Annotated in this window: 21 protein-coding genes; 12 read left to right on the forward strand and 9 right to left on the reverse strand. The window is 72.4% G+C overall.

What is annotated here, in order from left to right:
- Positions 1-112 precede the first annotated feature (112 nt).
- From HTV45_RS00510 to HTV45_RS00520, 3 genes are read left to right on the forward strand one after another with little or no spacing between them, the layout of a single operon-like run.
- Positions 113-1027 carry a diiron oxygenase gene (locus HTV45_RS00510; RefSeq protein WP_215203530.1) on the forward strand — a complete coding sequence of 305 codons (915 nt, stop codon included), beginning with the start codon at positions 113-115 and terminating at the stop codon, positions 1025-1027.
- 50 nt (positions 1028-1077) lie between these two features.
- Positions 1078-2619 carry an FAD-dependent oxidoreductase gene (locus HTV45_RS00515; RefSeq protein WP_215203531.1) on the forward strand — a complete coding sequence of 514 codons (1542 nt, stop codon included), beginning with the start codon at positions 1078-1080 and terminating at the stop codon, positions 2617-2619.
- Between the two features lie 33 nt (positions 2620-2652).
- Positions 2653-3069: a nuclear transport factor 2 family protein gene (locus HTV45_RS00520; protein ID WP_308308927.1), complete on the forward strand. Its 417-nt coding sequence runs from the start codon at positions 2653-2655 to the stop codon at positions 3067-3069.
- Here HTV45_RS00520 and HTV45_RS00525 read toward each other — a convergent pair.
- The 4 genes from HTV45_RS00525 to HTV45_RS00540 all read right to left on the reverse strand — a co-directional run bounded on the left by HTV45_RS00525 (position 3002) and on the right by HTV45_RS00540 (position 6164).
- On the reverse strand, positions 3002-4066 hold the full coding sequence (locus HTV45_RS00525) for an NAD(+)/NADH kinase (RefSeq protein WP_215203532.1): 1065 nt from the start codon (positions 4064-4066) through the stop codon (positions 3002-3004). The genes HTV45_RS00520 and HTV45_RS00525 overlap by 68 nt on opposite strands.
- Positions 4067-4208: 142 nt before the next feature.
- A complete protein-coding gene (gene ykgO / locus HTV45_RS00530) occupies positions 4209-4331 on the reverse strand; it encodes a type B 50S ribosomal protein L36 (protein WP_019525784.1) in 123 nt (40 codons plus the stop codon).
- 48 nt (positions 4332-4379) lie between these two features.
- On the reverse strand, positions 4380-4544 hold the full coding sequence (gene rpmG / locus HTV45_RS00535) for a 50S ribosomal protein L33 (protein WP_215203533.1): 165 nt from the start codon (positions 4542-4544) through the stop codon (positions 4380-4382).
- A gap of 153 nt (positions 4545-4697) precedes the next feature.
- Complete coding sequence (locus HTV45_RS00540; protein WP_215203534.1) at positions 4698-6164, reverse strand: amidohydrolase family protein; 1467 nt, start codon at positions 6162-6164, stop codon at positions 4698-4700.
- Between the two features lie 243 nt (positions 6165-6407).
- Between HTV45_RS00540 and HTV45_RS00545 the strand changes: the two genes are divergently transcribed.
- The 6 genes from HTV45_RS00545 (at position 6408) to HTV45_RS00570 (ending at position 11138) form a co-directional block, all read left to right on the forward strand.
- Positions 6408-7211 carry an IclR family transcriptional regulator C-terminal domain-containing protein gene (locus tag HTV45_RS00545; RefSeq protein ID WP_308308931.1) on the forward strand — a complete coding sequence of 268 codons (804 nt, stop codon included), beginning with the start codon at positions 6408-6410 and terminating at the stop codon, positions 7209-7211.
- A gap of 92 nt (positions 7212-7303) precedes the next feature.
- Complete coding sequence (locus HTV45_RS00550) at positions 7304-8488, forward strand: CaiB/BaiF CoA-transferase family protein (protein ID WP_215203535.1); 1185 nt, start codon at positions 7304-7306, stop codon at positions 8486-8488.
- Positions 8489-8547: 59 nt separating this feature from the next.
- Positions 8548-9387 carry a citryl-CoA lyase gene (locus tag HTV45_RS00555; RefSeq protein ID WP_215203536.1) on the forward strand — a complete coding sequence of 280 codons (840 nt, stop codon included), beginning with the start codon at positions 8548-8550 and terminating at the stop codon, positions 9385-9387.
- A 1-nt stretch (position 9388) separates the two neighbouring features.
- The gene (locus HTV45_RS00560; protein ID WP_215203537.1) at positions 9389-10252 is read left to right on the forward strand and encodes an extradiol ring-cleavage dioxygenase; all 864 of its coding nucleotides are present in this window, start codon (positions 9389-9391) and stop codon (positions 10250-10252) included.
- Complete coding sequence (locus HTV45_RS00565) at positions 10249-10608, forward strand: hypothetical protein (protein ID WP_215203538.1); 360 nt, start codon at positions 10249-10251, stop codon at positions 10606-10608. Before HTV45_RS00560 ends, HTV45_RS00565 begins: the two co-directional genes overlap by 4 nt.
- Positions 10605-11138, forward strand: a complete 534-nt coding sequence (locus HTV45_RS00570; protein WP_215203539.1) for a DoxX family protein — start codon at positions 10605-10607, stop codon at positions 11136-11138. Before HTV45_RS00565 ends, HTV45_RS00570 begins: the two co-directional genes overlap by 4 nt.
- Before the next feature lie 17 nt (positions 11139-11155).
- Here the strand turns inward: HTV45_RS00570 and HTV45_RS00575 are convergent, their stop codons facing one another.
- Positions 11156-12046, reverse strand: coding sequence for a trans-aconitate 2-methyltransferase (locus tag HTV45_RS00575; RefSeq protein WP_215203540.1), 891 nt, complete (start codon positions 12044-12046; stop codon positions 11156-11158).
- A gap of 214 nt (positions 12047-12260) precedes the next feature.
- Here HTV45_RS00575 and HTV45_RS00580 point away from each other — a divergent pair, with 214 nt between their 5' ends.
- Entirely contained in the window at positions 12261-12878 is a 618-nt protein-coding gene (locus HTV45_RS00580; RefSeq protein WP_215203541.1) for a TOPRIM nucleotidyl transferase/hydrolase domain-containing protein, read from the forward strand.
- A gap of 352 nt (positions 12879-13230) precedes the next feature.
- Here the strand turns inward: HTV45_RS00580 and HTV45_RS00585 are convergent, their stop codons facing one another.
- A complete protein-coding gene (locus tag HTV45_RS00585) occupies positions 13231-14757 on the reverse strand; it encodes an MFS transporter (protein ID WP_215203542.1) in 1527 nt (508 codons plus the stop codon).
- A 239-nt stretch (positions 14758-14996) separates the two neighbouring features.
- Here HTV45_RS00585 and HTV45_RS00590 point away from each other — a divergent pair, with 239 nt between their 5' ends.
- The gene (locus HTV45_RS00590; protein WP_215203543.1) at positions 14997-15839 is read left to right on the forward strand and encodes a hypothetical protein; all 843 of its coding nucleotides are present in this window, start codon (positions 14997-14999) and stop codon (positions 15837-15839) included.
- Between the two features lie 130 nt (positions 15840-15969).
- Here the strand turns inward: HTV45_RS00590 and HTV45_RS00595 are convergent, their stop codons facing one another.
- Positions 15970-16410: an OsmC family protein gene (locus tag HTV45_RS00595; RefSeq protein ID WP_215203544.1), complete on the reverse strand. Its 441-nt coding sequence runs from the start codon at positions 16408-16410 to the stop codon at positions 15970-15972.
- Between the two features lie 146 nt (positions 16411-16556).
- Between HTV45_RS00595 and HTV45_RS00600 the strand changes: the two genes are divergently transcribed.
- Positions 16557-17375 (forward strand): trans-aconitate 2-methyltransferase, encoded by an 819-nt coding sequence (locus tag HTV45_RS00600; protein ID WP_215203545.1) that lies wholly within the window; start codon positions 16557-16559, stop codon positions 17373-17375.
- 49 nt (positions 17376-17424) lie between these two features.
- Here the strand turns inward: HTV45_RS00600 and HTV45_RS00605 are convergent, their stop codons facing one another.
- Positions 17425-18498, reverse strand: coding sequence for a P1 family peptidase (locus HTV45_RS00605; protein ID WP_215203546.1), 1074 nt, complete (start codon positions 18496-18498; stop codon positions 17425-17427).
- 35 nt (positions 18499-18533) lie between these two features.
- The gene (locus HTV45_RS00610; protein ID WP_215203753.1) at positions 18534-19424 is read right to left on the reverse strand and encodes a DMT family transporter; all 891 of its coding nucleotides are present in this window, start codon (positions 19422-19424) and stop codon (positions 18534-18536) included.
- Positions 19425-19723: the final 299 nt, after the last annotated feature.

Here is a 19723-nt window from a genome sequence, read left to right on the forward strand (position 1 = left end):
GGCTTCCTACCGAGGGGTAGGAAGCCGGCCGTTCCTGCTATACAGTTCGTCAACAGCGGCGGCTGTTACCCGCGGTAATCCCGCATGGTCCCGACCCGGAGGAGCCCTCAGCATGGCCAGCAGCACCTTCCAGCCGGAGACCCGGAGCGGGTCCCGCGACGACAACGCGGCCCGGCGGCTGCTCGACTCGTCCGCGCAGCTGTCCTACGACCCGCTCACCGAGGTCGACTGGGACACCCCTCTCGACACGGACTTCCACGGCACCAGCCCGGAGTGGAGCACGCTCTACGGGACGCCGTACTGGAACGAGCTGACCGACGCGCAGCGCAAGGCACTGACCCGCCAGGAGGCGGCGTCCGTCGCCAGCACCGGCATCTGGTTCGAGATGATCCTGCAGCAGATGGTGCTGCGGGACATCTACGCCAAGGACCCGACGGACGACACCGTCCAGTGGGCCCTCACCGAGATCGCCGACGAGTGCCGGCACTCGATCATGTTCGCCCGCGGCGCGAAGAAGCTCCGGGCCCCGGCCTACCGCCCGCACCGGGTGGCGGTCGAACTCGGCAGATTCTTCAAGACCGTTGCCTTCGGTGAGGCGGCGTACGCGGCGATCCTGGTCGCCGAGGAGGTCCTGGACGTCATGCAGCGCGACTGGATGCGCGACGAGCGGGTCGTGCCGTTCGTCCGCACCATCAACAACATCCATGTCGTCGAGGAGTCCCGGCACATGCAGTTCGCCCGGGACGAGACCCGCAGGCACCTCGCGCGCGCGGGCCGGCTCCGCCGCCGCGTGCACGCCGTCCTCATAGCCGTCGCGGCCTACGTCATCGTCACCAGTATGGTGAACCGGAAGGTCTACGCGAACGCCGGCCTGGACGAGGAACGCGCACTGCGCGAGGCGAGGACCAACGAGCACCACAAGTCGATGATGCGCGCGAGCTGTTCGGGCCTGATGGAGTTCCTCGCCTCGGTGGGACTGCTCACCCGGCCCGCACTCTTCTTCTACCAGCGCGCCCACCTCATCTGACGACCTGCACCCTGCACCTGTCCCGGCCTTCAGCGGAGCGGACGACGACCATGGCCTTCGCGATCACCCAGACCTGCTGCAGCGACGCCACCTGCGTGTCCGTCTGCCCGGTCAACTGCATCCACCCCGCCCCCGGGGAGAAGGGCTTCGGCAGCACGGAGATGCTGCACATCGACCCGAAGAGCTGTATCGACTGCGGGGCATGTGCCGACGCCTGCCCGGTGGACGCCGTCCTCCCGGTCGACCGGCTGCCCGCCGCGCAACGCGAGTACGAGCGGATCAACGCCGCCTACTTCGAGCCCGACAAGGCGAAGTTCCCGCAGGAAAAGGAGACTTCGCGACCGCGGCCCACGGGGCCGAACCTCCATGCCTGGTCCGGGCCGGCCTTCGACCGGGTCCTGCCCCCGGACTTCGGGGCCCTGCGGGTCGCCGTCGTCGGCACCGGACCGGCCGGAATGTACGCCGCCAGGGACCTGCTGCTGCACACCCGGGCCGAGGTGACGCTCATCGACCGTCTCCCGGTCGCCGGCGGGCTCGTCCGGTACGGCGTGGCACCCGACCACACCTCCACCAGGAAGGTGGGCGAGACCTTCTCCCGCTTCCACACACATCCGCGGGTGCGGATGTACCTGGGTCTCGACGTGGGCGAGCACATCACGGCGGAGGAACTCGCCGCCCACCACGACGCGGTGATCTACGCGGTGGGTGCCGCCACGGACCGGCGGCTCGGCATCCCGGGCGAGTCCCTGACCGGATGTGTCTCCGCGACCACCTTCGTCGCCTGGTACAACGCGCATCCCGAGGTCCCGCCGGACGCCGTCGCCCTGTCCGCGGAACGTGTCGTCGTGGTGGGCAACGGCAACGTCGCGCTCGACGTCGCCCGGATCCTGGCCACCGACCCGGAGACACTGGACGGCACCGAAATCGCCGGCCACGCCCTGGCGGAGCTGCGCCGCGGCAAGGTGCGCGAGGTGGTGGTGCTCGGACGCCGCGGCCCGCAGGACGCGGCCTGCACCCGGTCCGAACTGCTCGCCCTGCAGCACCTCCCCGGCGTGGATCTGATCGTCGACGACCACGACCCGCGTGTCGGCACCGCGATCGACGCCGCCCGGCCGGGCGACAAGGCGGCGCTGCTGCGGGGGGTGGCGCGTGAGGACGTCGACTGGTCCCTGCCGCCGGGCGCGGAAGGGCGCCGACGGCGCATCGTGTTCCGCTTCCTCTCCGCCCCCGTGGCGGTGTCCGGCAGCGAGGACACCCGCGCCGTGCGCGTCACCGGCGCCGCCGGGGAGCTGGAGATCCCCGCCGGACTTGTCCTGCGGGCCGTCGGCCACCGCGGGGTGCCCCAGCCGGGGCTGCCGTTCGACGAGGCGACCGGAACCGTGCCGCACCAACACGGACGGGTGAGCGGCAGGCCAGGGACGTACGTGGTCGGCTGGAGCAAACGCGGGCCCTCGGGCGGGATCGGCGCGAACCGCGCCTGCGCGGCCGAGACCGTCGGCTCCCTGCTGGCCGACGCGGTGGCGGGCACCCTGCCCGCAACGGCCGGCGGGCCGAAGGCGTTCCGGCGCCTCGTCCGCCGCCGGCGCCGCTGAATCGCCCGCCGCCCATCCCCTGCACCGCGGGTGGTGAGGGCCGCGTTCCGGTGCTACCGGTCGCAGGACCGTGACGCGGCCATCGGACTCTACGCCGACGACTGCTCGTTCACGCGTGCGCAGGACGGCCACATCGACAAGGCCGAGTTCTTCGCACGGTGCTTCCCGACCGCCCGGCGGACGTCCTGGCAGCGGCTGCTGCATGTCACCCCGGCGGACGAGGAACTCGTCGTCGTGCTGTACGAGTACCAACGCACCACGGGTGAGCGGTACCGCGACATGGAGGCGATCCGGGTGCGGGACGGGCTGATCCGGGAGGTGCAGGTGTTCTTCGGCGGTGCGGTCCGAGGCGGACGGCGGCGGTCCCTGACCGTGTCGCGCGTCATCCGGCCGCCGTCGGGTGGGAGGGCATGGCGAGGTGCGCCAGGTCGTCCGGCGGCGCGCTGCTGACCGGCCACAGCGGTGCGGGGGTGCCGTCGGCCACCGCGGCGGGCGCGTCGGTGAGGTTCATCCGCTCACGAAGGCGGCCGTAGAAGTCCATCGGACCGAGCCGCGCGACACGCAGTCCGCGCGGCGCGGCGTAGACGCCGATCCAGTCACCGGGGCCGAGCACGCCGCGGAGCTGTCCGTCGATGCTGACGGCGGCGCGGCCCGAGCGCTCGAGCACCCGCAGTCCTACGGGCTCGTCCGGTGCGGCGACGACCGAGCGGTTGAACGCCATGTGCGGTGCCACCGGGGTGAAGATCAGCGCTTCGGCGCCCGGTGAGACCACGGGGCCGCCGGCCGCGAAGCTGTAGGCGGTGGAGCCCGTCGGTGTGGCCACCAGCAGGGCGTCGGCGGAGTACGAGGCCAGCAGCCGGCCCGCGACGTAGACGCCGATGGAAACCTGCCGGTCCCTGGCGAGCTTCTCGAGGACCACGTCGTTGAGGGCGGCCACGTCGAGCGGGATACCCCACTCGCCGCCCGTCTCGCAGTCGGACCGCACCCTGGTCGGGGGCAGCAGCGGGCCCCGGCCATAGCTCATGAGTGCCCCGATGTCCGAGGGCACCTCCAGACGGCGCGAGGCGCGCATGGTCAGCATCATGCGGCGCTCCACGTCGATCCGGTCGTCGCGCACGGCGTCCAGTGCCGCACGCACTCCGGTCATCGGCACCTCCGTAAGGAAGCCCACGCGACCGAGGTCGACGCCCAGCACCAGTGCGTCGATGGCGGCGGCGAGGCGTGCCCCTCGCAGGAAGGTGCCGTCCCCGCCGAGGGTGACGACGAGATGGGGGTCGCCCGCGGCCGCCACTTCCTCCCGGGCGCCGTGCCGTCCGCCGTCGTTCCACACGTCGATGTCCTTGCAGGCGACGGCGTGCTCGGCGCACCATGCCCGGACCGTGTGTGCCGCCTGCGCGGCCTCGGGACGTCCGCCGTGTACGACCAGGCCAATCCGGTCCACCGCCATCTCCGCCTCCTGGACATCCGCTCAGCCGGTCCGTGTGCCCTCCCATCCTGGCGGGGCGAGCGCCGGCAGGGCGCGGCACCACGCCGTGACGGCCCGGTGCCGCGCGTGCGGTACCGGGCCGTCCGGGTGGTGCGGTGGGCCGTCAGCCCTGGCGGGCCTTGAACCGCGGATCCTTCTTGTTGATCACGAAGGTCACGCCCCGCCGGCGCACCACCTGGGCGCCGGGCCTGGACTTCAGCGAGCGCAGGGACTTGCGTACCTTCATCTCTGGGTCTCCTTCCGCGGGACCTCGGAGGGACGGGGAAAGGGGGTGTCAGCGTTCCTCGCGGAAGAGGACGTGCGCGCCGGCGACCGGGTCGTACTTCCGCAGGATCAGCCGGTCGGGGTCGTTCAGACGGTTCTTGCGGGTCACGTAGGTGGCTCCGGTACCGGCTGCCGACTTCAGCCTGACGACGGGCCGCGTGGTGCTGCGTGCCATGAGGTGCTCCTTCCGCCGGCGCCCGATCCTTTGACTCGAGCATGCCGGCGTGGTGTCCAACGGCGTCGGTGTGCGGGCTATTCCGGGTGGATCCGCGCCCGGACTTGCCGGGCGAACGCGTAGGAGCACAGGGACCGGACGCCGACCGCGGAGTCAGCCTCCGTGGGTGGTGGCGCTGCGGTAGCCGGTGTAGGTGTACGGGTTGTCCAGGATCTTCGTCTCGGGGACGTCGGGGTTCATCCCGTGCTGCCAGGCCTCGGGGCCGAGCCGTCCGCGCAGATGCTCGACCGTCGCCTCGGCGCTCCGGCGTGCCCTGGCGAGGTCGATGCCGAGCAGCCGGTGGTCGTACTTGACGACACGTCCGTCGACCACGACCGTGTGCACGTCCGCGCGCTGGGCCTGGAAGGCGATGTGGCCGTAGGGGTTGAGCAGCGGGAACATCACCGGGGAGAGGTCGTTCTTGATCAGGACGACGTCCGCCTTCTTGCCGGCCTCCAGGCTGCCCACCTTGTCGTCCAGGCCGAGCGCCTTCGCTCCGCCGCGGGTCGCCCACCGCACGACCTGTTCGGCGCGGAGGTGGACGTGGGTCACGGTGTCGCCGCCGGCGTGCGCCTCGAGGTGTTCGCGTGCCCGGTCGGCGCCGAGGGTGGCCCGCATCGCGGAGAACAGGTCCCCGCTCCACCACACACTGGTGTCCATGGAGAGGGAGACGGGAATGCCGTGCGCGCGCAGCGCCCAGGTGGGCGGATAGCCCTGGCCGCAGCTCTGCTCGCTCTCGGTGGACACCGACACGGAGCCGCCCGTCGCCGCGATGCGGTGGTAGGAATCGGCGCCGAGGGTGGCGGCGTGCACATAGACGGTGCCGGGGTCCATGAAGCCGTGCTCGTACATCAGGCGGATGCCGTCGTCGTTGGTGGCGCCCCACACGCCGGCGTGCGTGGTCACCGGCGCTCCCAGTTCGCGGGCCGCTTCGAAGGCGGCCTTCTCCGGGAAGGCCGGGTCACCGGTGACGTCGAAGGCCATCTGGAAGCCGAGCATGTCGCCGCCGCTGAAGCGACGTTCGACGAAGTCGCGGAACTCCGGCGCGGCCGACCATTCCCAGGGAGCCGCCTGGATGTTGCCGTAGGCGAGGACGAACCGGCCGGGCACCTCCTCCAGGGCGTCGACGGCGGCATCCGCGTGCTGCACCGTCTGCAGACCGTGCGACCAGTCGACGGTCGTGGTGACGCCGGCGTCGAGCGCCTCGATCGCCGAGAGCAGGTTGCCCGTGTACACGTCCTCGGGCCGGAAGTGCTTGCCGTGCTCGAGGTAGTACCAGACGAAGTACTGCGTCAGGGTCCAGTCGGCGCCGTATCCGCGCATGGCCGTCTGCCACATGTGCCGGTGCGTGTCGATCATGCCGGGCATCACGATGCCGCCGCCGGCGTCGATCTCGGTGGTGCCCTCCGGAACGGCCAGGGACGGGCCGACCGCCTCGATCCGCTTGCCGACGATCAGTACGTCGGCCTGCTGGTGGACGGTCCTCCGGTCGTCCATGGTGAGAACGGTTCCGCCCCGGAACACCACGGGGGTCCCCGCCGTAACGCCGTCGAACCCGCCCGCTCTGCTGGCCGTGTCCATTACGTCCTCCGACTCGTGGCGCAGGGTGTCGTGCCGACCTTCGCCATCCCGGCGGACGAATGTCCGCGTGACGAACACCACGACGTGGCGTAACGATGGGTCGACGGTGAAGGGGCTGTCAAGGGTCCGTCACCACACCGTCGCCACAAGGTGAACGCTCCCCGCGGACAGCCGTACAGGGGCGGCTAGGCTCGGTGCGGGCATCTCACGTGGTGCCCGTACCTCCGAACGGCAGGAGCCGCCGTGCCTCGTCGCGACGACGACCCGAACTTCATCGAGGCGATCGCCCGCGGATTCGACGTGATCAAGGCGTTCGATCCGCACGCGCCCGTCATGACGCTGAGCGAGGTGGCCACCGCCACCGGCCTCGCCCGGCCGACGGCCCGCCGGATCCTGCTGACCCTGGAGTCCCTGGGGTACGTGCGTCCGCTGCCGGGCGGGGGCTTCACCCTCACCGCCCGCGTGCTGGAACTCGGGCTCACCTACGTGCAGTCCATGGGTCTGTGGGGCGTGGCCCGTCCGCACATGGAGCGCCTGGTCGCCCGTACCGGCGAGTCGACGTCCATCGCGCAGCTGGACGGCTCCGACATCGTCTACGTGGCACGCGTGGCCGTCCCCAAGATCATCGCGTTGGCGGTCTCCATCGGCACCCGCTTCCCCGCCCCGCAGACCTCCCTGGGCAAGGCGCTGCTCGCCGGCCTGGAGACGGCGGAGCTGGAGCGGGCGCTGGCCGAGCCGAGCAGGTCCGGGGCCGAGCCGCGCCACCGGTTCGACCGCGCCGGGCTGGAGGCGGCCCTGCGGGACGTGCGGGCCCAGGGGTGGGCGCTGACCGACCAGGAACTGGCCGCCGGCATCCGCTCGGTGGCCGCACCGCTGCGGGACTGTCACGGCCGGGTGATCGCGGCGATGAACGTCACGGTCCACGCGGCGGAGACCTCGGTGGAGACGCTCCGGGACGAGTATCTGCCGCTGCTCCTGCAGGCGGCCGGTGAGGTGAGTGCCGACTTCGCGCGCTACGGCGCGATCCCCCGCACACCGGTCGCGTGAACCGCGGGCGCGGGTCTTGACACGGCGCCTCGCCGATCGCAGACTCCGCTCTACGGACGCAAGTCCGCAGAGCGGACAGGAGCTGACGAGGCATGTCACACGACACGACTCCGCCCGGCGAGACCGACACCCCCCGCGGGCCGCTGGACGGGCTGGTGGTGGCTGACTTCTCCCGCATCCTCGCGGGTCCTTACGCGACCATGCTGCTCGGCGACATGGGCGCCGAAGTGATCAAGGTGGAGAGCCCGGGTGGTGACGACACCCGCAGCTGGCTTCCGCCGGTGCGCGGCGAGGTGTCCACCTACTACCTCGGCGTCAACCGCAACAAGCGGTCACTGGCGCTGAACCTCAAGGACGGGACAGACGCGGCGCTGGCACGCGAACTGGCCGCCCGCGCCGATGTGGTGATCGAGAACTTCAAACCGGGCGGACTCGCCCGGTTCGGCCTGGACTACCCGGCGGTCCGGGACGCGAACCCGGGCGTCGTCTACGCCTCCATCAGCGGGTTCGGCTCCCGCGCCGATCCCTCCCTGCCCGGCTACGACCTGATGGTGCAGGCGATCTCCGGTCTGATGAGCCTGACCGGTGACCCCGAGGGCCCGCCGTACCGGGCCGGCATCTCGGTCTTCGACGTGATGACCGGGATGCACGCCACGATCGGCATCCTCGCCGCGCTGCGCCACCGGGAACGGACCGGCACGGGGCAGCATCTCGAGGTCAGCCTCCTCGCGTCGGCGCTGTCCGGACTGGTCAACCACTCCAGCGCCTATGTGGCCGGCGGGGAGGTCCCGTACCGGATGGGCAACGCCCACCCGAGCCTGTTCCCCTACGAACCGCTGCCGGTCGCCGACGGCGAACTCGTCGTCATCGCCGGCAACGACGGCCAGTTCGCCAGGCTGTGCGAGATCCTCGGCCTCCCGGCTCTGCCGGCCGATCCGCGGTTCGCCCGGAACCAGGACCGTACGGCCAACCGGGAGGCACTCCGGCCGCTTCTGGTGGAGCGGCTGGCGACCCGCACGAAGAAGGACCTCTTCCACGAACTGCTGGCCGCCGGCGTGCCGTGCGCGCCCATCAACACCATCGACGAGGGTGTCGCGTTCGCCGAGGAAGCGGGCCTCGACCCGGTGGTTGTCGTCGGTGAGGGGGACGCGGCCGTTCCCTCGGTGCGCCACCCGGTGTCGTTCTCGGCCACCCCGGCACGTCACGAGCTGCCGCCGCCGGGCCTGGACGAGCACGGTGCCGCCCTGCGCGCCTGGCTCGCCGGCCCGCGCGACTGAGCGGAACCGCGCGGGCCGAGCGGCTCCGTCCTCCTTACACCCTCCCGAGGAGCACCATCGTGCAGCACCCGTCGAACGACCGCCCGCCGCGGTATCCGACCTCGCTGGGCACCTCCGACGCCCACACCATCACCCTGCTCGGCCACGATCTGGCCGGCGAACTCATGGGACAGGTCGGCTTCGGCGAGCTGGCCCTGTGGCTGGTGACCCAGCGCCGTCCGGAACCCGGCGAGGTGCGGGTCTTCGAGGCCGTACTCGTCGCCCTGGCCGACCACGGCCTCACGCCGACCGCGATCGCGGCCCGGCTCACCTACCTGTCCGCCCCCGACTCCGTGCAGGGCGCCCTCGCGGCCGGACTGCTCGGCGGCGGCTCGCGCTTCCTCGGGGTGACCGAGGACTGCGGCGCCTTCCTGCACGAGGCCGTGGAAGAGCACGCGGGACACCTGCCCGGCGACTTGGACGAGGAGGGCTGGAACGCACTGGCCCTCAAGACGGTGCGGGCTGCCCGGTCCAGCCGGCGGCTGGTCCCCGGGCTCGGGCACCCGGTCCACAAGGTCCAGGACCCGCGCACCCCCGTGCTGCTCAGGATCGCGGAGGAGAACGGTCACAAGGGCCCGCACCTGCGGCTGTTCGAGGCCGTCGGCCGGGTCCACCCGCAGGTGCTCGGCCGCACCCTCCCGCTCAACGGCGCCGGGGTGTGCGGTGCGGCTCTGGCCGACCTCGGTCTCCCCGTCGGACTGCTGCGCGGTTTCGCACTGCTGGCGCGGGCCGCAGGCCTCCTCGGCCACCTCGCCGAGGAACAGCGCTCCCCGCTGGGCATGGACGTCTACCTGTCCGTCGACCGCAACACCGAGTACCTCTCCCCGCGGCATCCGGCACGGCAACCGACCGAGGAATGACATGGCAGAGCTGGTGGCGGTCATCGCCTCTACCCACCATCCCTTCTACTACCGGGCCAGCACGGCGACCGGCGAGGACCGGCCCCCGTTCGCGGACGCCTGGGTGGCCAAGATCGAGAAGTTCCGCGAGACCCTGACCCGGGCCCGCCCCGATGTACTGGTCATGGTGGGCTCCGACCACTTCCATCAGCTGTGGCTGGACAACATGCCGCAGTTCCTGGTCGGCAAGGCGCCGTTCTACGACGCCAACTTCTACAACGAGGAACGCGAGTTCGGCCTGCCGCGGATGCTGCTGCGGGGACACGAGGAACTCTCCGCCCATGTACTGCGCGAAGGGCTGGACGCCGGCTTCGATCTGGCCTTCAGCAACGAACTGCGGATCGACCACTCGATCACCTGCCCGATCATCACGCTGCGACCGGAAGCCGATCTGCCGATCGTCCCGGTCTACACCAACATCTTCGCGCCCCCGCTGCCACGGCCGAAGCGGTTCGTCCAGCTGGGGCGCTCCATCAGGGAGATCATCGAGAGCTGGCCGGCCGACCAGCGGGTGGCCGTCATCGGCACCGGACACCTCTCCCTCGAACTCGGCGGCCCGCGCCAGTTCGGCGAGCACGGACCCGACCCCGAGTTCGACCGCAAGGCCGTCGAATGGATCGCGAGCGGCGACATCGAGGGGTGCCTCTCCGAAGTCACCCTCGACAGCCTCCACCGGCCCGGCAACGCCACACACGGCTTCATGGACTTCATGCTGATGATGGGCGTCGCCGGCGAGGGCGTCAGAGCGGACCATGTCGACACGCTGGACCTGTTCCACACGATGGAGGCCTACTTCACCTGGTATCCGAAGGGAGTCCCGGCGTGAGCAAGTACCTGGTGAACAAGTTCCTCTTCACCGTCGACCGCGATCCGGAGCTGGTGGAGCGGTACCGAGAGGATCCGCGCGGCACCGTCGAATGGTGGGAGACCGCCCGGGCCAACACCCTCCTCAACTGCGTCGGCCAGGAGGCGTCCACCTGGCTGAGGTTCGAGGACGCCGAACGCCAGGCGCTCGCCACGCACGACCACTGCGCCCTCTTCGCCCTCGGCGCCCACCCCTTCCTCACCCTCACCCTGTTCATCGCCATGTTCGAGCGCGATCACGAGCCGCTGGACTACCAGAAGCAGTACGCGGAGCGGCTGGCGCACTTCGCCCTCCCCTACCCGGACATCACGACGTGAACGCCGGTCTGCTGCTCCTGCGCCTGCTGCTGGCGGGGCTGCTCCTCGGGCACGCGGCCCAGAAGCTGACGGGCCGGTTCGGCGGCGGGGGTCCCGAGGGCACCGCCGCGGTCTTCGAGAGCTGGGGCTTTCGCCCCGGCCGGCCGATGGTGCTCCTCGCGGGTACCTGCGAGCTGACCGGGGCCCTGCTATTCGCCTCCGGCGCGGCCACCCCGCTCGCCGCGTCGGTCGTGCTGGGCACCATGATCGTCGCCGCTGCCCCCAACTGGCCGAACGGTCCGTGGGCGCATCTCGGCGGCTACGAAGTGCCATTCGTGTACGGCGCGTTGGCGCTGGTCCTGGCGATGACCGGACCGGGCTCCTGGTCGGTGGACCACGCCGTGGGCGCGGACGGGATGTCCGGCGTTCTCTGGGCGCCGGCCGTGGCGGCCGTCGCGGTGGTGGCGGCGGCGCCCGCTCTGCTGCTGCGCCGGCGCAACCTCCGCGACCGGGGTCCGGCGGCCACACGGACTCCCGGGGCACCCTCGTAGGACGGTTCTGGTGGTGGTCAGGGGCGCCGCGCGGCCCAGGCCGTGCGCTCGGTACGGACGCTCAGACCCGGGTGGCGCAGGATGCTGTGCGGTCCGCCGGTGTCGAGCAGACGGTCGAGTGCGGTCAGGTCCTCCGCCGAGAGCGCGGCGGCCGCGCTGCCGCGCATGCGGCGCAGACTGAGGAGCGCGTAGGGGCCCACCGCGTCGCTGCGGTCAGGGCCGACATCGATCGTGCGGCGGCGTTCGTCGTCGATCGTGAATCCGGCCCCGGTCAGCGGCGCTCCCCAGTCGGCACCCCGGTGGGGCACGTGTGCGGCGTGGTGGTGGGCGACGGTGGCGTGGCAGCGTTCCTCGAGACCGGGCGCGGTCTCCGGGGCGTCCGGGGGCAGGAACCGGGGCGAGCCGGCCGGCTCGACGACGGCGAACAGCCCGCCCGGGGCCAGCAGTGCGTACACCGTGCGCAGCGCGCTTCCCTGGTCGGCCATGTGGTGCAGGGAGGCCGATGCCCAGACCAGGTCCGGTGTGCCGAGGCCGGGCCAGGGTGTCGCGTCGAGGTCCGCGTGGACGAGGCGGACGCGGCCGGCCGCTCCGGCCGCCGCCGCCTTCTGCCGCAGGCGGTCGAGATGGGCGGCGGACGTGTCCACGGCGGTCACCTCGGCGGAGGGGAAGCGTTCGAGCAGGGCGAGGGTGCCCGCTCCGGTTCCGCAGCCGAGGTCCACGATGTGGCGGGGGGCGGTCTTGAGGGGCAGCCATGCGATGACGGCCGCGGTGTCCTCGGCCAGCACTGTCGCTTCCAGGTCGAGGAAGTCCGCCTGGTCGCCCGCGGCGTGCCCGGGGTCGTGCCGGTGAGGGTGGGTGGCGTGTGCGGGCGTGGTGCCGGAGGGCTGGTGCGGGGTGGCGTGGCTCATCCGCCCACGCTAAGCGGGCCGTGCACACGGAGCACGCACCGTCCCGGAATGCGCAAGATGACGGCGGGGCGCACTGCGGCACGCGCAAGGCGGACCGAACGAAGAGGGCGGGAGGTGAAGGCCGCGCCGGCAGCGCCACCTTCCCGGGGGCGCGACAGGGGGCCACCGCGGAAACCGGCTACCGCGGCGGCCGGAAAGAGCGGAGACTCGGCCCATGGCGGACATGAGCGCGTTCCGGGAAGCGGTCACCGCGTGGGCGGCCGGTGGCTCCGGAGACACCGCGCGGGAGCTGGCCGGGCAGCTGCACGTCCGCACCGCCGTCCTGCTCGAAGGGCTGAGCGACGCGGCAGCGGTCGGCGCGCTGGCCGCGAGCCGGGGACGGGATCTGGCGGCCGAGGGTGTCTGTGTACTGCCGATGGGCGGCGCGATGAGCGTGGCACGCTTCGCCGGACTCGTCGGGCCCCCCGGACTGGGGCTGCGGCTCACAGGGCTGTGCGACGAGGCGGAGCACGGCTTCTACGCCCGTGGCCTGGAACGGGCCGGCGCCCCGGAACACGGGTTCCATGTCTGCGCGGCGGATCTGGAGGACGAGCTCATCCGGGCGCTGGGCACGGCGCGGGTGGAGGAGATCATCCGGTCCGAGGGTGACGACCGCGCGCTGCGGACCTTCCTGCGTCAGCCCGCACAGCGCGGCCGCCCGTCGCGGCAGCAGCTCCGGCGCTTCCTCGGCACGAAGAAGGGTCGCAAGATCCACTACGGCCGTGTCCTCGTCGAGGCCCTCGTCCCCGAGCGCGTCCCCGCCCCGCTCGACGGCCTGCTCGCGGGCCTCTGACCGCGCCGGCTCGTGCCGGGGCCCCCGCCGTCCGGCCGCGCCGCCCCCGCTTCACCCGTCCCGCCGGACCGGGCCCGTACGGGCCGTCAGTCCACCGCACCGGTGCGGCGGTACCGACGGTCGTGGCGGGGCTTCTGCGGGCTCGGGGAGTGGCTCTGCGGTGTACCGCGCGCCCCGGGGCGGATCGCCTCCCGCCGGCCGTCGGGCTCGTGCCGTCGGCGGCCTGCACGCTCTCCCCGTGGTCGCTGCCCCGGCCGACCCGGCGGACGTGCCGGGCCGGTCCCGGGCAGTACCCGATCACCACCGGGGTGTCCGCCCTGCCCGCCCCGGTCCGGCTTCGGCGGCCGGGTCGTCAGAACTTCGGTGTCGGCGCCCGCGACTGCACCAGCTCCGCCGCCTCCTCCGCGGTCTGCACCGACGGGGGCGACCCCTCGAGCGGCTGCTGTGCCGTCTCCTTCATACAGGCCACCGCGATGACACCCACCAGGGCGGCGGCCATCGCGTAGTACGCCGGCATCATGTCCGAGCCGGTCACGCCGATCAGGGCGGTGATGACGAGGGGCGTGGTCCCGCCGAAGAGCGAGGCCGACAGGTTGTAGCCGACCGACAGGGAGCCGTAGCGCACGGACGTCGGGAACATGGCCGGCAGCGCGGCCGACATGGTGCCGAGCAGACAGACCAGTGACAGGCCCAGCATCAGCATGCCGGACGAGACGGCGAGCAGGCTGCCCTGCTGCACGAGCACGAACGCCGGGGCGGACAGCACGAGGAAGCCCAGCATGCCCGTCATCAGCAACGGCTTGCGGCCGTACCGGTCGTTCAGCCGGCCCACCTGGTTGATGATCAGCATCAGGACCACCATGGTGGCCACCAGGATCAGCAGACCGTGGGTCTCGCTGTAGTCCAGCTCGTCGGAGAGGTACGTCGGCATGTACGACAGCAGCATGTAGTCGGTGACGTTGTACGCGCCGACCAGCGCGATGCACAGGATCAGCATGCGCCAGTGCTGCCGGAAGATCTTGGCGAGGTCACCGCGGGCGGTGCTCTCCACCGCGTTCGAGGCCTCGGAGACGTGGACGTTGCCCTCCTCCAGCTTCAGGTACGCCGGCGTGTCGTCCAGCTTCAGCCGCAGGTAGATGCCGACGATGCCCAACGGCCCCGCGACCAGGAACGGGATGCGCCAGCCCCAGGCGTCCATCGTGTCGGAGCCGAGCCAGGCGGTGAGGCCCGTGACCAGGGTCGCCGCACCGGTGTAGCCGGCCAGCGTGCCCAGTTCCAGAAAGCTGCCGAAGTAGCCGCGCCTCCGGTCCGGGGCGTACTCCGCGATGAAGGTGGAGGCGCCGCCGTACTCGCCGCCGGTGGAGAACCCCTGGAGCAGCCGGAAGAGGATCAGCAGCAGCGGTGACCAGAAGCCGACGGCCGCGTAGCTGGGGAGCATGCCGATGGCGGCGGTGCCGATGGCCATGAGGATCATCGTCAGCGCGAGTACCTTCTTGCGGCCGACCTTGTCCCCCATCGGCCCGAAGACCATGCCGCCGAGCGGGCGTACGAGGAAGGCGACGGCGAAGGTGGCGAAGGAGGACAGCAGTTGTGCGGTCTCGTTCCCGGAGGGGAAGAAGACGCGGCCGATGGTACCGGCCAGATAGGCGTAGATGCCGAAGTCGAACCACTCCATGGCGTTGCCGAGCGAGGCGGCCTTCACCGCACGCTTGACCGCCCGTTCGTCCGTCACCGTGATGTCCGACCGGCGCAGCCGCGGGTTCTTGCGCCGCCGGACGGCACGGAACAGGGCAGGGTGCCGCTTGGCCGCCGCGGTGTCGGGCGGGCCGTTGTCGGTGGGGGACGTGACCTTGTTCCTTTCCGGGACATGCCGTGGCAAAGGGAACGTACCAGCGTCTTCGGTGGATCGCCCGGCAGCGCGCTCCGCGGCCCGTTCCGGTCGTCGCGGAGCCCGGGGGCGCCGTGGGTGCCGGCTCCGGGTCCGGGCCGTCCGCTCTCACCTGTATGCCTCCGCTGCGCTGGTCACCCGGGCACGGCGGTGGTGCGGTGAGGCACGGGGGGAGGAAACGCCCGGGGCAGGTCGGCGCCGGGCGGTCGTCCCGTACCCAGGAGGCACTCGTGACCACCCCTCGTCCGCTCGTCCGTCCGGCCGGTGTCCTGGCCGCCGTCCTGGCCGTGGGCACGCTGCTCGCCACGGCCGCCTGTTCAGGTACGGACACCGGTGCGCCGTCCGGCTCCGGGACCGCCTCCGCGGTCGCCGAGCGGGGCGTCGCCGCCCGGACCACCTCGCCCTCCCCCTCGCCCTCCTCGGATCTCACCGGGAGCGGTGCGCGGGACGCGCTGATCACCTCGGAGGACATCGAGGGCGACTGGACGCAGGTGGGAAATCCGCAGGAGTGGCGGGACTCCCTGCTGGTCGGCAGCGTCGACGTCGCCGCGTTCCTCGACGGGCGGAGCGACGCCTCGGAGTGCCGGCGCCTCGTCGACGCGCTCTACGACGAGACGCTGCTGGGGCGTCCCGCGGGGGCGTCGGCGCTCACGGGATTCCAGGAGGGTGACTCACGGCTGCTCTACCAGGTCGCCGCCTACGACAAGCCCGACCTCGACGACTCCATGGAGTGGCTGAGGTCGCTTCCGGACACCTGCGACCAGTTCACACTGACCGGTGGCGCCGGCGGCGACCGCACGGTCCAGGTCATCGGACTGAAGCTGCCCGAGAGCGGCGACTTCCGTCAGGGACTGACGGTGACGGTCAAGGGCGAGAGCAACGGCAACCCCGTGACCCTCACCCTGGATGTCGCCGCCGTCCAGCTCGGCGCGGACGCGATCACGGTCACCAACGGCGGGCTCGACGGCGCCGGCCACGACACCACCTCGACCGCCGTCGAGCAGGGCACGAAGCGGCTCGAGGACGTACTCGCCGGCCGTACCCCACAGCCCACGCCCAGCGGCGTCGGCTGAACGGATCCCGGCGGGCATCCCGCCGGGTCCGGCACCGTCGGGCGTACGGCCGGCGGGCTGTCCGGGCCATTGGTGAGCCGCGGCGGTCCGCGCCGCGGAGACGACGGCGCGCTCCGGAGGGCGGCTTGCGTCAGACGTCTGCGACCGTGACCCTGACGGGCGTGCCGGTCTCGATCGTGCGGCTGACCGTGCAGAGCCGGTCGTGGGAGGCCCGCACCGCACGGGGAAGGATCGCGCGGGCGCGGTCCGCGCCCTCGCCGTCCGGGAAGGTGACGTCGAGGACGACCGTCAGGCCGGTCATACGGTTGCCCAGCTCGTCGCTGATCTTGTCGCCGGTCACCGAGACCGAGAACCCCTCGGGCTCTGCGTGACGGGTGGTCGCCACGTCGACGTCGGCGGCCGTACAGCCCCCGATGGCCGCCAGCAGCAGTTCCACCGGGGTGAATCCGGTGTCCTGGCCGTCGCCGGAGGCGGTGCCGAAGCGGATCGTGCCGCCGCGCGCGTTGGTGGCGACGAAATGGCCGGGGCCGGTCCGTTCGACGGCGACGGAACGCCGGGATTCTTCACTCATGCGCCGACAGTAGTACCGCCGGAGAGGCGCGCGGCGGCGGACGGGCCGTCCACGCGCCGCACCGCCGAGGCCGTGAGACGGTGGATGCGGGGGCTCTGCCGCGCGGGGCTCGCGCAGGCGCGTGCCGCAGGCCAGGAGGTCCGGTCATGACCGACTCGCGGATCCCGGGCGGGACTCCGGCCGGGGAAGGCCGGTACGGGGAAGACCTGTTCGAACCGGAACGCCCGGGTGAGTCCGGGCGCGTCGATGCCGGTGCGCTGGTGTACGACCCCTTCACCACACGGCGTCTTCGGATGCTGGGCGCGGGGCCCGGCCTGCGCTGTCTCGAGGTGGGCGCCGGCACCGGGACGGTGGCCCGGTGGCTGCTGGAGGAGGCGGGGGCCGATGAGGTCGTCGCCCTGGACCGGGAGACCGGAGCGCTCGCCTCCCTCGGCGTGCCAGGGCTGCGGGTGCTCACCGCCGACCTCGCGGACGAGGGGCTGAGGCCGGGGACGTTCGACCTGATCCACGCCCGGTTCGTCCTGATGCACCTGCCCGACCGCCGGCGGATCGTCTCGCGGCTGGCCGGCTGGCTGAGCCCCGGCGGGACGCTGGTGCTCGGCGACGCGGTGGAACTGCCCGACGTCCTCGACACCGGCTCCGCCTACCGGCGCACCATGGACGCCATGTGGCAGGCCCTGTGGACGGCGATCGGCACCGACATCTCCGCTGTGCCGGCGTATCCGCGCTTCCTGAGGGAGGAGGGCCTGCGGAACGTCGCCGCGGAGGTGTGCTGCCCACCCCTCCTCCCCGGCGGGCCGCAGGCCCGGTTCTGGTACGAGACCTGGAGTCGTATGCGGCCGGCGCTCGAGGCGACGGGGAGGGTCGACTCGGATGTCGTCGACGCGGCCCTCGCCCACCTGGACTCGCCGCGGCTCGCCGAGCTCGGGCCGGGCATGGCGATGGCCTGGGGGCAACGGCCCTGACCAGGGCCGGCCGGCGCACTCGCACCCGCAGCGGGACCGGCGGCCCCGGTCACCGGCGGCCACCGGCGGGGGCGTCGAGAGCGTCGAGCAGCAGATCCGCCGGGAGGGCCGGCACGGTCCGGCCGTGGAGTCCGGTGGTCGTCGTGGCGGCGAGCAGCGAGTTGAGCACCGCCTCCTCCACTGCGTCCAGGACCGCTTCGAACAGCGGTCCCAGTTCGGCGTCGGCCACGCGGGCACCGGTGTCCGGCCGCGTGCCGAAGGCGACGGCGTAGTCGCCGCTGCCATGGCCGTACGCCGCACCCGTGCGCGCGAGGGCGAACACAGCCCGCCGCGCGACCCGGGTGAGCTGCCGGGCGTCGAGGGGAGCGTCCGTGGCCACCACGATCATGCAGGAGCCGGTCTCCGCCCCGGGCGCCGGGCCGCGGGGCGCGAGGCCCAGGGACCGTGCGGTGACGGTGCGTCCCAGCACACGCAGGGTGCCGCCGAAGTTGGCCTGCACCAGGACGCCCACGGTGTGGCGCCGCGCTCCCTGTTCCGGCGTGCGCGAGGCGGTGCCGATGCCGGCCTTGAATCCCAGGGCGACCGTGCCGGTGCCCGCGCCGACGCAGCCTTCGGCCACCGGTCCGCCCGACGCTCCGTCGAGGGCGGCCCGTACGTGCTCCTCCCGGACGGGCCGGGAGCGGATGTCGGACAGGAAGCCGTCGTTGCACTCCCCCACGACGGGATTGAGGCTCTGTGTCTCCTCGCAGCCGGGACGTCCGAGCATCCAGCCGACGAGGGCGTCGGCGACCCGGAACGCCGACAGGGTGGAGGTCAGCAGCACCGGGGTCTCCAGCGTGCCGAGTTCGGTGAGCTGGGTCGTGCCGACGAGTTTGCCGTAGCCGTTGCCGGTGAACACCCCGGCGGGCAGGGGTGTCAGCGGGCTCACCCGGTCGGGCACCACGGCGGTGACTCCGCTGAGCACGTCGGGGTGCCGGCGGACCGTGGTGTGACCGACCCGCACGCCCGGCACGTCGGTGATCGCGTCGAGGGGGCCGGTGGGCATGTCCCCGATGACGATGCCGAGGTCACGGGAGCGGCACCCGGCACCCGGTGCGGACGGAGGGCGGGGCGGCTGGTCCATACGGCCCGACGGTACACAGGGACGCGGGCGGCGCCTCACGGGGCCTCGGCAGCGGCGGCCTCACCCTCCTCGCCGGTCAGGGCGCGGGCGAGGGGCAGTTTCGAGAGTGCCAGTACGCCCGCGGCGATCAGCGCGGCCCCGAGCAGCTGGAGCGGGAGCCACCAGCCCCCGCGGACGTACTCGGCGTAGACCGTGATCCCGAGGGCCAGACTCACAACGGCGTCACCGAGGGTGATCGCGGGCTGGGAGGCGACGAGCGGTCCGGACTGCATCGCGTTCTCGAGGAAGAACAGCGCGGCGGCGCCGAACAGGGCGAAGCCGTAGGTCTGCCAGGTGGTGAGGAAGGCGGTGACACCTCCGTCGTCGAGGGTGTGCATCGATGTCTTCATCAGCGCCGCCGTCACCGCGTACGAGACCGCGGTGGCCAGTCCGAAGCAGGCGGCGCGCCCCCGGCCCTGCGGCCTGCGGAGCGCGGCGAGCACGAGGCCGGCGAGGAGGGCGGTGCACACGGCGAGTGCCGGGATCCAGTGGTCCATGGGCGCATGCGTGCGGTTTCCCTCGGGTGACGCGGCGAGCAGGGCGACGGCGAGCCCTGCGACCACGGCGCAGACGGCCGCCCAGCCGGTGCGGGACAGTCTCCCCCTGAGCAGCACCGTGGCGATGACCAGGGCGAGCGGCAGCTCCAGGACGAACAGCGGCTGAACGATCGTCATCGGTCCGGTCGCGAGCGCCACGGCCTGGCAGACGGCCGCGGTGATGACGGCGGCGATGCCGGCGAGCCAGACCGGACGCCGCAGCAGATCGAGCATCAGTCCCGCCCGCAGCTTGTCGGAGCGGGGGACGCTCAGGGCGGCCTTGCGCTGGAGGACGGTGCCGAAGGCGTTGCTCAGTGCGGCACCCACCGCGAACAGGAGCGGCAGCAGCATGTCCACCGTGGGGGATCCTCCGGGACGACGAGACGGCCCCCCGCTCCCTGCCATGGTGACCCGCCCTCGCGGTGAGCGCACGCTCCGTCACCCTTGTGAGCGTGTGACGGGACGGGACGGGGCGGGTGGGCAGACTCCCGACCGTTACGGGAGCGACATCGGCGCCTGCGCGGACGGGGACTGCGGGATCACGGTGTCGGAGCCGGTGACGATCCGTTCCGGGGGCCAGGCCGGTCCGGCGTCCCTGTCCGTGACCGCGGTCGGCCCGGACATGATCGAGTATGCGGTGAGGTCTGGCT

Origin of the sequence: Streptomyces sp. CHD11 (assembly GCF_018638295.1) — a bacterium.
Lineage (GTDB): Bacteria > Actinomycetota > Actinomycetes > Streptomycetales > Streptomycetaceae > Streptomyces.